The sequence below is a fragment of the Mesorhizobium sp. M2C.T.Ca.TU.002.02.1.1 genome (genome assembly GCF_003997225.1).
Genome location: NZ_RZTO01000815.1, coordinates 1 through 2,681, shown reverse-complemented (window position 1 = coordinate 2,681; position 2,681 = coordinate 1). Strand labels below are relative to the sequence as shown.

The window sequence follows — 2,681 nt, the reverse complement described above, 5'->3', positions numbered from 1 at the left end:
GGTGCAGCTCGCCGGCGCTCTCGAGCGCGGCCATATCTTCACCGACCGCATCCTGCATCTGCGCGGCCGCCAGGAAACGCTGCTTCTGGGCGCGGCCACCATGCACGGCATCCTGCAGCGCCTGTTGAAGGGCGTGTCGGTGGTGACGCGGCCGCGACTTTCGCATCTCGCCTATGCCGGCTCGAAGAAGCTCACCCGGCTGCCGCGGCGCACCGCGATCGTCGCCTTCTCGGCCGACGAGGTCTATGCCATCGCCGAGCTGATCCGCCGCCAGCAAGGGGGCGCGGCCGTCGTGCTCGGCGCGCTCTCGCCGCGCACCCGCAACGCCCAGGTCGAGATCTTCCAGTCCGGCGACGTCGACTATCTCGTCGCCACCGACGCCATCGGCATGGGGCTGAACCTCGACCTCGAGCATGTCGCCTTCGCCCAGAACCGCAAGTTCGACGGCTACCAATACCGCAACCTGACCGCCGCCGAGCTCGGCCAGATCGCCGGCCGCGCCGGCCGGCATCTGCGCGACGGCACGTTCGGCGTCACCGGCCAGGTCGATCCGTTCGACGAGGATCTGGTCGCCAAGATCGAGGCGCACGACTTCGACCCGGTGAAGGTGCTGCAGTGGCGCACCGCCGATTTCGACTTTTCCAGCCTCGATGCGTTGAAGCGCTCGATCGAGGCCAATTCGCCTGTCGAAGGGCTGACCCGGGCGCTGCCGGCCGTGGACGCGCAGGCACTGGAGCATCTATCGAAGGACGGCGACATCCGCGCTCTGGCCACCAGCAAGGAGCGCGTCGCGCTGCTGTGGGAAGCCTGCGCGCTTCCCGACTACCGCAAGATCGCGCCGGCCCAGCATGCCGACCTCATCGCCTCCATCTATATGGACCTTGCGCGCCGTGGCCATGTCGATGAGAATTACATGGCCGAGCAGGTGCGGCGCGCCGACACGACGGACGGCGATATCGACACGCTGTCGCACCGGATCGCGCAGATCCGCACCTGGACTTTCGTCTCCAACCGGCCGGGCTGGCTGGCCGATCAGCTACACTGGCAGGAAAAGACGCGCGAAATCGAAGACAGATTGTCGGATGCGCTGCATGAGCGGTTGACGAAACGCTTCGTAGACCGCAGGACTTCCGTCCTCATGCGGCGCCTTAGAGAAAATACCATGCCTGAAGCCGAAATCAGCCCTACCGGAACCGTCCTCGTCGAAGGCCATCACGTCGGCGAGCTGCAAGGGTTCCGCTTCACCGCCGACCAGAGCGCCGGCGGCGAGGATGCCAAGGCGGTGCGCACCGCCGCCCAGAAGGCGCTCGCTGCCGAGTTCGACGCGCGCGCCGAACGCTTTGCCGCCTGCGCCAATGGCGACCTGGCGCTCGGCTCCGACGGCATCTTACGCTGGATCGGCGCGCCGATCGGCACGCTGGTCGCCGGCGACGAGGCGCTGAAGCCGCGCTTGGTGTTGCTTGCCGACGAGCAGCTCAACGGCCCTGCCCGCGACAAGGTCGCGGCGCGCGCCGAGCGTTTCGTCAATTTCCAGATCGAGTCGCTGTTGAAGGCGCTGGTCGACTTGAAGAATGCCGACCAGATCACCGGCATCGCGCGCGGCATCGCCTTCCAGCTGGTCGAGCATTTCGGCCTGATCAACCGCCGCGACATCGCGGAAGAGATGAAGTCGCTCGACCAGGAAGGCCGCGCCGCGTTGCGCCGCCTCGGCGTGCGCTTCGGCGCCTACCATGTCTTCGTGCCGGCGCTGATCAAGCCGGCGCCGGCGGGACTGGTGACGCTGCTGTGGGCGCTCAAGAACGACGGCAAGGACAAGCCGGGCTTCGGCGACGTGGTGCATGCGCTGGCCTCCGGCCGCACCTCGGTGGTCATCGATCCGGCCTTCGACAAGACTTTCTACAAGCTCGCCGGCTACCGCAATCTCGGCCGCCGCGCCGTGCGCGTCGATATCCTCGAACGGCTTGCCGACCTCATCCGCCCGGCGACCAACTGGAAGCCCGGCCTCGGCCAGCGTCCGGACGGCGCCTATGACGGCCACGCCTTCATGGTGACGCCGCCGATGATGTCGATCCTCGGCGCCACGGCCGACGACATGGAGGAAATCCTCAAAGGTCTCGGCTATCGCTCCGAGGCAAAGCCTGCCGCCGAGGTGAAGGCGAAGCTCGACGCGCTGGACGACGCCGCCCGCGAAGCAGCCGCGGCCAAGCTCGCCGCGGAAGAAGCGGCGCGCGCCAGTCAGGCCGCGGCGGCAGCAGCCGCCGATGCCGTTGCCGAAGCCTCGACTGCCGAGGTTTCGGAAACGGCAAACGAAGCGCAAACCACGGAAGCGATGGCGGACGCCGGGACAGAGCCCGCTACGGAGATTGGCGTAGAGCCGGTGTCGGAAGAGCAGCCCCAAACCGAGACTGTCGAAGACGCCGTAACCGCAACAGAGCCGATGGCGGCTGAGGCTCCCACCTCCCCCTCGATGGGGGAGGTCGCGGCGCGAAGCGACGCGGGTGGGGGTGACGGCGCTGACGACGGAGATGGCACCAACATCACCAACGCTGGCGCTCCCCCCGCCCCGGCGCTGCGCGCCGACTCTCCCCATGAGGGGGAGGGTAACGCCACCGCCGGCGAGCCCTCGGCCGAAGCCGAGGAACCGAAGCCTGTCCTTCTGTGGCGCCAGGCGCGTTTCGATC

General features: G+C 67.9%; 1 protein-coding gene. It reads left to right on the top strand.

The genetic code is table 11. The features are described 5' to 3' along the window. A partial coding sequence (locus EOD07_RS29840; RefSeq protein ID WP_164772669.1) for a helicase-related protein occupies positions 1 to 2,681 on the top strand: 2,681 nt, incomplete at both ends.